Genomic DNA, 7,851 nt, shown 5'->3' on the forward strand with positions numbered 1-7,851 from the left:
AGCGGACAGAGGGAATCGAACCCTCCTCAGTAGCTTGGAAGGCTACTGCATTACCACTATGCTATGCCCGCGCTATGACTAAATTTATCACTTTGATTTAAGAATCTGTCAACACGCTTTTAAGCGATTTGATCTTAACGTGCCAGAAATATCTTTTTAACTTGTTTTAAGGCCAAATTAGCCAATTCATTGAGCGTACCTTCATTAGGTTTGTCTTTCAATGCACACAGAATGAAAGTGACTTTCTCGTTCAAAGTGATCTTTTTTGCGATGTCGATTGCGGCCTGATCATTCTCTGCTCTGACAATGATCATTCTTCCTGGATTGAATTTTGCTTCTATTAAAATGTCACGATGCTCAGATATCGAGAAAGGATATGAACAAACGACAACAACAGGCCTAACACCTGTAACTGCGTGATGCGCAAAAGAGCGCAAGACACTCCTAATATAATTAGCTGATCCCTTACTTTCGTTCCGTGGAATAATTTCGTTTAAACCGCAGTGAAATGAAGGGAAATTGTCATCCGGTTTCAACAAATCCAACGGAAGTGCCAATGGATTTAGCTTCTTGCTAACAAGATCAATTTCATCCTCACATAATGTGATCGCGCTACAGGTTGTTAAAGTCATCATGAACACCGGACAAACAAAACAAGAACAATCTCGTTATAGTCGGCTTCTTTTGTCTTGTATATAGCCTGGTATGGCATTAGTGGAATGTGGCATCCATTTGTTTCGACTGAAGGTTCCACATGAGCCAGAATACTTCTTTCCCGGCCGATAAGCATTTTACTCCAGATTAGAGTGCTGTCCTTCAAAGCGAATTAAAGGAATTAGGTAGTTCCCTATCAACTTTATATGGGCTTTCCCGCCTAGATGGCTAAGGATTATAAGCCAATTTGTTATGGCATGTTCTATTATCTAAGGCTTATTCGTTCCAGTCTGGGCCTTATACAACCTGATAAGTCTTTATAGGTCTTGTTGAGCCATAAAGTATGTGAAATAAACAAGACCAATTGGAACTCAGGTTGATTGTATATGACTGCATCTGACAAAATTGAGGCCTTTAATGGCTTATTGAAAGATTTTGTGGCTTATAGGCTGAGGAAAAAGAAGGTTATTAATGAATCTGATTTGCCGTCACATGAGCAGATAGCAGAGTATATTTATGACCTTTCTTTTCGCGCCAGACACGTTTTCCCCGCCACACATATCTCTAAATGCATTCACCCATCGTCAAGGTCGCGGAATATTCGTCTAGATCGCAAAACTGCCATACATCATGGTTTTGTAGGGACATCTGAAATATTAAAATCAAAAGATGTCACGATTGATGTCGCTGCTGGGGCCGTTAATCAGGATGTTGCAGCGTTCTTAAGCCTGGAAATTGACGGGAAACTCCTTGCCGACCTTATTTCTGAAGGCGATGAGGATATTTACTATGTTCTGGGTCTGTATGTTCAAGATGTGGACCTTGTAATGGGCCGGTTATCATCCATTGATGATCGACCTCCGTCACCATTCGATAAGCAGATATTTTGGATGAACGGTAATGATGCCTGTTCAGATCAAGACTATGTTGTCCTCCAGCCTGTTTTCCCATCCACTTTGCTGCACTATCTCCATACCCAAATCAAAAATGCCAACTGCAAAGAGAACGGTCAGGCTCGGTCAGCGAGGCGGGACAAAGAGCCTTGCGACACATCATTTATCATGTTCCCTGGGCTGGCTCTCCGACAGATTGGAGGAACGAAGCCCCATAACATTTCGTATCTGAATGCCAAGCGCTTCGGAGAGAATTTTCTTCTACCTTCATTACCGCCAAAATGGTCTTCTACAAAAAAGATCTTCTCTCTGATGAAGAGCGAAAGCGGGGTGACCGCGTTTATTTCACGATATGACCGGAAACTCAGCAAATTGGCGGACTTGCTAAAAAAAGCACCTCCATTCACCATGTTTGATCGCCGCAGGAAAGAGCGTATCGAACACAGTTTGATAGCTGGTTTTATTCAATTCTCAGCCGAAATCCGTTCCACCCATCCCGAAGGATGGACCACGAGAAAAGATCACTCCATTCAAATGCATGAATGTGAGAAGTTATGGTTCGACCCTCCGAGAGATGCAAAAATATCCTCCACAAAAGAATGGCTTCAGGTTGTAGAATTTATAGCTAAGAGGCTGTCAGAGCACGTCGTTCAATACGTTGTTGGCCATGGAGCAAGCAACGTAGGCAAGTCTGATCAGGATCATTTTGAGAAGCTGGCCAGGCGCTGTCTCCTCCTCTCATCGACAGGGGTATCTGCGCTATGACATGCCCAGACAATGTTTCATTTTCACACTTTTTGGTTATCCCTCGTGTTACTGTCACTGGCGCAAATGCCATTTCCAGCCCCATTACCTATGGCTTCCCTTCAATAACCAATTTCCTTGGTATGATGTGGGCACTTCAGCGCAAGGTCTCTTCTGCAGGCCTGTCTGATGTCACGTTCCATGGTGTCGGTGTGGTATGCCATGCCTCCAGATTGCACGCGGCGAGGTTTTGGGGCGGAAGCGGTGTTGGTATGGTCAATACCTTTTCTCAGACCCGTAATCCCCTGAATTCTAGAGGACAAGTGGCACCCATCATTGAGGAAGGTCGCATTAACCTCAATGTCAGCTTTGTTTTTTCTGTTAATTGCCCCAGATGGTCACTTGCTCCAGCATCAACTGTGAAGAGTGACCTTTCTATAATCCTTCACACATTGATGACCCTCCGCGCGGCCAGCGGGACATTGGATCAGGATCCATCAATATCACCAGTTCAGAGAGAACCCTGGCTCCTAGGCAATACACCGAACATTGAATCCGAGTTTATGGAGACACGTTTCTCTCTTCTGCCCGGGTTTTCTCTGGTCGGCAGACATGACGCGCTGATTGAGCGTCTTAGGCATTTGCGTAGCACCTCAATGGTTGAAGCCAACCTGATGGACGCCCTTGTGTCGTTCTGCCGCCATGAGTGGTCATACAATCAACATGCAGGGGAATGGGAGCGTACAAGCCCAATTTCAGATGGATGGCTTGTTCCAATGCCCGTGGGATATGTCGGAATCAGTGATCTATCGGGGCCTGGCGATATTCCTGAAAGCCGGGATAATTCAGTCCCGCACCATTTTGTTGAGAGCATCTATTCCGTTGGAGAGTGGGTCTCACCCCATCGTATTTCTTCTCCAGTAGATCTCATTTGGCATGCCGATCGAGGACAAAGCGGGATTTACCGCTGTCTTAACAGTTACTCGGCAAATCGTATTCATGAAGACGACTGATAGGTTAGGGGGATAGGCTAATGGTAGCTAAAGCAGCAAATAAGGATAAGGCGGTGGCTCCATCGCTTCTTTCCTGCGAAAGAAAGATCAATGTCTCAGATGCTATTTTTCAGGCCGGCACATGGAATTTCAAATCTTCCATTTCGCAAGAAGGCCAGTCTGCGGACGGCTTCACTCCTATTCCCGTTGTGGAGAAATCGGTAAGAGGCACTGTATCCAACAGAGTAACTGCCCGGTCACGGTTAAATGTGGAAGCCGCCAATCTTCAGACGGTTGACTCAGCCAGTCTGCCACGTGGAAAGGACACGCTTCTCGTCTCATTTAGCGTCAGAATTCTTCCTGGCTTAGGTCAGACATCATCGTGCAATGACGGGATCTATAAAGCTGGGTTATCACGCATTGTGGAAGAGTATCAGGCCCAGCACACGCTTTCGGTTCTTGCCCTCAGATATGCTGAGAATATCGCCAACGGCCGTTTTCTTTGGCGAAATCGCATAGGAGCCTCTGATATCGAGGTGGTGGTTACGAGAAGGACAAATGCAGTCGGGAAGACCGATACGTGGCGATTTAACGCTTTGGATTACTCGTTGAAGTTCTTCAATCATGAGTGTCACAAAGTTAGATCCCTGGCGGAGGTATTTATTGAAGGGCTTACTTCGCCATTTGGCGTGGTGATCGATGTGAACGCATTCGTTCGGATCGGAGACGGGCAGGAGGTATTCCCTTCTCAGGAGCTCATTCTTCGGAAGCAGTCAGAGACGTTTCGGAAAGGGAAGGTGCTTTATAACATCGACCTTAAAGGTATAAATACGGTCGCTTTTCATTCCCAGAAGGTGGGAAATGCTCTTCGCACTGTGGATACGTGGTACCCCAGTTCAACTAAAGCCTATCCTATTCCTGCAGATCCATTCGGGGCAGTAACGTCAGAAGGCCTGGCTCACAGAGATCTCAGCAGTAAGGAGGATTTTTTCACTCTGCTGGATGAATGGGTATTAGACGGGAAACGCCCCTCCGAGGGCAATCAGCATTTCGTCATGGCGGTTCTAATCCGAGGTGGCGTGTTCAGTCGGGGGGCATGAAGATGATGGAGGCATATCAGGATATCATCGTTCTTGAGCAGGCCCAGTCAGAGATGGGAAACCCATTATTGACCGGGAAAGCCATGGAAGGCCTACACAAGGCTCTTGTGTCTATATCAGGATTGCGTATCGGTGTGAGTTTCCCTCTGCATACTGAAAATGACATCGGTGGTCACATTAGGCTCCACGGTAAGGCCTCAGATCTGGAACGATTGTCTAAGTGCAAAGGGATGTCTCATTTAGATGATTATCTTGAGATATCGGAATTTCAGCCAACACCTGCAGAACACCGTTTCCAGAACGTAAGGCGAGTGCAAAGCAAGAGTAATCCAGCACGTGTTCGTAGGCGGATTATGAGGAACCTGAATGTAAGTGAGGAGGAGGCGTTGAAAATCTATCCAGACAGCAAGAAACAGATTTTACGCCTTCCATATTTCCTAATCGACAGCACAAGCACAGGTCAAAAATCTATTCGCGTTTTTGTAAAGCATACAATGCCTCTGGACAGGCACGCTGATGGAGATTTCGGTTCATATGGGCTCAGCCCAGTGGCCACGGTACCATTATTCTAATCTCTTACTGCTGAAGAAGTAGCTTAGAAAAAACTTTAATTACCAGATACTTGCGGGGAAGTCTTAACAGGACTTCCCCTTTTCTTCAACGAAGTCATCATTATGATGATGTTGGATTGAGTGATTGCTTAATCGCTCAGCTATGACATCACCGAAATCGATCTCGCATCCAATCCAACGCCTATCCTTTTTCTCACATACCGCAAAAGTTGTCCCAGACCCTCCGAATGGATCTAGAACAATATCACCTGGGATGGTGGACATCTCTATCACACGATCAAGGATTTTAGTTGAGAGAGAGTTCGCTCGTCGTTCCTTGGATTTGAATTTCCAATGCCTGACAGGATTGATGTCCATCCATATGTCTTTAAGGCTTACGCCATTGGGATTCATTGACTTTCGATGCCCGCCATAGTCTTTGATTTCACCATGGCAGTGCCGGCAGGTCTCAATTGGCGTGCGTATTTTGCGGAAAGTTTTAGGCTTTCCTTTCGTGTAGTAAAGCAGTCCATAGTGAGCAGGATAAAGCTTGCCTACTATGGGTAGGGAATTGCCCATACCAATAGCGATCCAATGCCGAAACGTCATGTTTTGAGAGTGCAGGTAAGACCCCAGCATAATATTCCATTTTGGAATATTATAGATGAACAGAGATCCGCCTGGTTTGAGAACACGAATGCACTCGTCAATCCATTTCTGGCACCATAAAAGATAATCTTCTTCCGAAAGATTGTCGTTGGATCGGCTACCATAGACCTTATTTAAATTGAACGGAGGATCCGCAAACACAGTATCGATTGTATTGTCTTTAATTAAAGTTATGGCGCTGAGACAGTCGTCAGCAAACAGAATGCCAAGATCAGTGGCGAATGAGACTTTCTTTAATGATTTTGAATCTTTGAGCAGATCTGAAAAGTCAAAGCTACTTGTCATGCTTCCCAACATTGATTGATTTTCTTCAAGGCTATTTTTAAGCCCTAAGGCCATTCTAAATTCTAAAGACATAATAGCCTTTTCAGTGAGATCTGGACAAGATACAATGCTGGAAAGCCCTTTAATATGTCATGGTTTAATTTATGAGAATTTCAAGAAAGCAAATTCTGCTTCCTCTCATTTCTGCCCTATCAAAAGATGGCGGTGCTTCTACTCCCAAAAAAATTTATGAGGCTGTAGCTGATGAGCTTGGTCTGACGCATGAACAGCGTAAACGCCAGACTAAAGCGGATCGAAATGGCCAGACGCATAACGCCTTTGAGAGAGATGTTCGCTGGACACGACAAACTGCCACGCGGAAGGGGCTCATTGCATCACCTGAGCGTGGTGTCTGGAGTTTAACAGATCTCGGGCATGATAAGCTTCATAACGCATCCGAAGGTCTTGTGGTTACCGTATTCGAAACTCCACATGGGCAGGCCCTTTGGACAAAGCTGGAAACTGCTGTAGGCCATTTCGAGGACAATGCGATTGATCTTCTTTTCACTAGCCCTCCATATCCCGGCGCCTTGAAACAATACGCCAATGGGGATCTAGACGAGGAAAGCTGGGTTTCTTTCATGATGGATATGATCTCTGGCTTTGCCCCCAAAATGCGGGATACGGGGTCAATGATGCTTAATGTGGCAGAAACCTATGTTCCTGGCCTTCCAATTAAACAAGAGCATCTGACAAAACTGCGCATGCGCTTAGTTACAGAAACTCGGTTCCGCGTTTTAGATACACTCTATTGGCACAACACATCACGTCTTGCCTCGCCATTCCGCTGGGTTGCTCAACAGCGCATCCGGCTTAAGCCATCAGTAGAGCCTGTATTGTGGATTTCAGAAAATCCCTATGCAAAAGCCAATAACCGGAATGTGCTTCAGAAATACAAGAAACCCCCGTCAGAAACCTACCATATGGGGGGTGTCAGGCCCGGAGGCCACAGAATGTCTAGTACCGGATTCAGCGGGGATAATGGAGGTTCCATTGCACCTGTGCTGTTCTCGGCTGGAGGCAGTGCTGGCCCTAAATACTACCGTGAGGCTTTAAAAAAGGAGGGATTACCTCAGCACCCAGCTATCATGCCAGAGGCACTTGCCCAGCATTGCATTAAACTGGCTACGGATCCGGGTGATCTTGTTGTCGATCCGATGGCAGGTTCTCTAACCACAGCGCGCGCGTGCGAAACGCTGAGCCGTGACTGGATTTGTCTTGATAGCTCATTGTCCTATCTTGCTGGGGCAAGACATAAGTTTCCAGAAAGACGTGAGAATTCATCGCTTCTTGAAGCAATGCTACCTTAAGTTCACTGTTATGCCTCTTCCACCCCCAAGCAGAAATCCCGCCTTATCGGCGGGATTTCGCTTTAAGGGGCTGGATTTTCTGGCTCAGGAGCTGGCCATACCTTCTCACCGTCAACTTTGATGACACCCAAGATTTCAGTGGCATAAAAAATGGGATCAACTGCGGCCAAATGGGGACAGTCTCCGATAATAATATCACCATGGATGCGGCTTTTGGGGGCGACTTCCTTCATGGAGGGCATCTCGAACAGTCTTAGGCTCTCCCCAACATTGATCTCGATATTCAGTTCTTCAAGTTCAGCACAGCGACTGATGCTGAGGTTCCCTGGAATGTCGAGGTGCATTCCCACTTCCTTCAATTTATCGCACTGTGCGATGGAAACATCCTTCCCGACTTTTAGATTTCTAGGCATCCGCTCAAGATTGCCTAGATCAGAAATCATTATAGAGCCTCCAATTGCCAGATATTCAGGAAGGTTTCTCAGCAAATCATTGCGTGTGATGACCATGCTTTGCCCAACGCGGAGCTGACCTGCTCATCGGCCTGAAGGCCGATGGTTCCAGTGTAGGCGTGCATTAAGCTGCCCTCCTGATGCTTCCTGCTTCAACGGGCC

8 protein-coding genes and 1 tRNA gene are annotated in these 7,851 nt (G+C 46.3%); 5 read left to right on the forward strand and 4 right to left on the reverse strand.

Features of this window, described 5'->3' with window-relative positions; translation table 11 throughout:
• Positions 1 to 71: transfer RNA gene (locus CSR02_RS04860), tRNA-Gly, on the reverse strand.
• 63 nt (positions 72 to 134) lie between these two features.
• Positions 135 to 635 (reverse strand): hypothetical protein, encoded by a 501-nt coding sequence (locus tag CSR02_RS16275; RefSeq protein ID WP_143225543.1) that lies wholly within the window; start codon positions 633 to 635, stop codon positions 135 to 137.
• A gap of 405 nt (positions 636 to 1,040) precedes the next feature.
• Between CSR02_RS16275 and csy1 the strand changes: the two genes are divergently transcribed.
• The 4 genes from csy1 to cas6f are packed head-to-tail and all read left to right on the forward strand — an operon-like array spanning position 1,041 to position 4,955.
• On the forward strand, positions 1,041 to 2,312 hold the full coding sequence (gene csy1 / locus CSR02_RS04870) for a type I-F CRISPR-associated protein Csy1 (protein ID WP_099540775.1): 1,272 nt from the start codon (positions 1,041 to 1,043) through the stop codon (positions 2,310 to 2,312).
• The gene (gene csy2 / locus CSR02_RS04875) at positions 2,309 to 3,304 is read left to right on the forward strand and encodes a type I-F CRISPR-associated protein Csy2 (protein ID WP_099540776.1); all 996 of its coding nucleotides are present in this window, start codon (positions 2,309 to 2,311) and stop codon (positions 3,302 to 3,304) included. The genes csy1 and csy2 overlap by 4 nt, the downstream gene beginning before the upstream one ends.
• A 20-nt stretch (positions 3,305 to 3,324) precedes the next feature.
• Positions 3,325 to 4,383 carry a type I-F CRISPR-associated protein Csy3 gene (gene csy3 / locus CSR02_RS04880; protein ID WP_099540777.1) on the forward strand — a complete coding sequence of 353 codons (1,059 nt, stop codon included), beginning with the start codon at positions 3,325 to 3,327 and terminating at the stop codon, positions 4,381 to 4,383.
• Positions 4,384 to 4,385: 2 nt separating this feature from the next.
• Positions 4,386 to 4,955, forward strand: a complete 570-nt coding sequence (cas6f, locus tag CSR02_RS04885; RefSeq protein WP_167384096.1) for a type I-F CRISPR-associated endoribonuclease Cas6/Csy4 — start codon at positions 4,386 to 4,388, stop codon at positions 4,953 to 4,955.
• Between the two features lie 63 nt (positions 4,956 to 5,018).
• On the opposite strand, the gene CSR02_RS04890 is transcribed toward cas6f, so the two are convergent.
• A complete protein-coding gene (locus CSR02_RS04890) occupies positions 5,019 to 5,960 on the reverse strand; it encodes a DNA-methyltransferase (protein WP_199798895.1) in 942 nt (313 codons plus the stop codon).
• Between the two features lie 71 nt (positions 5,961 to 6,031).
• Between CSR02_RS04890 and CSR02_RS04895 the strand changes: the two genes are divergently transcribed.
• Positions 6,032 to 7,237 (forward strand): site-specific DNA-methyltransferase, encoded by a 1,206-nt coding sequence (locus CSR02_RS04895; RefSeq protein WP_099540779.1) that lies wholly within the window; start codon positions 6,032 to 6,034, stop codon positions 7,235 to 7,237.
• Between the two features lie 62 nt (positions 7,238 to 7,299).
• On the opposite strand, the gene CSR02_RS04900 is transcribed toward CSR02_RS04895, so the two are convergent.
• On the reverse strand, positions 7,300 to 7,746 hold the full coding sequence (locus tag CSR02_RS04900) for a hypothetical protein (protein ID WP_099540780.1): 447 nt from the start codon (positions 7,744 to 7,746) through the stop codon (positions 7,300 to 7,302).
• Positions 7,747 to 7,851 lie beyond the last annotated feature (105 nt).

Source organism: Acetobacter pomorum, from assembly GCF_002738225.1.
GTDB classification, from domain to species: domain Bacteria; phylum Pseudomonadota; class Alphaproteobacteria; order Acetobacterales; family Acetobacteraceae; genus Acetobacter; species Acetobacter pomorum.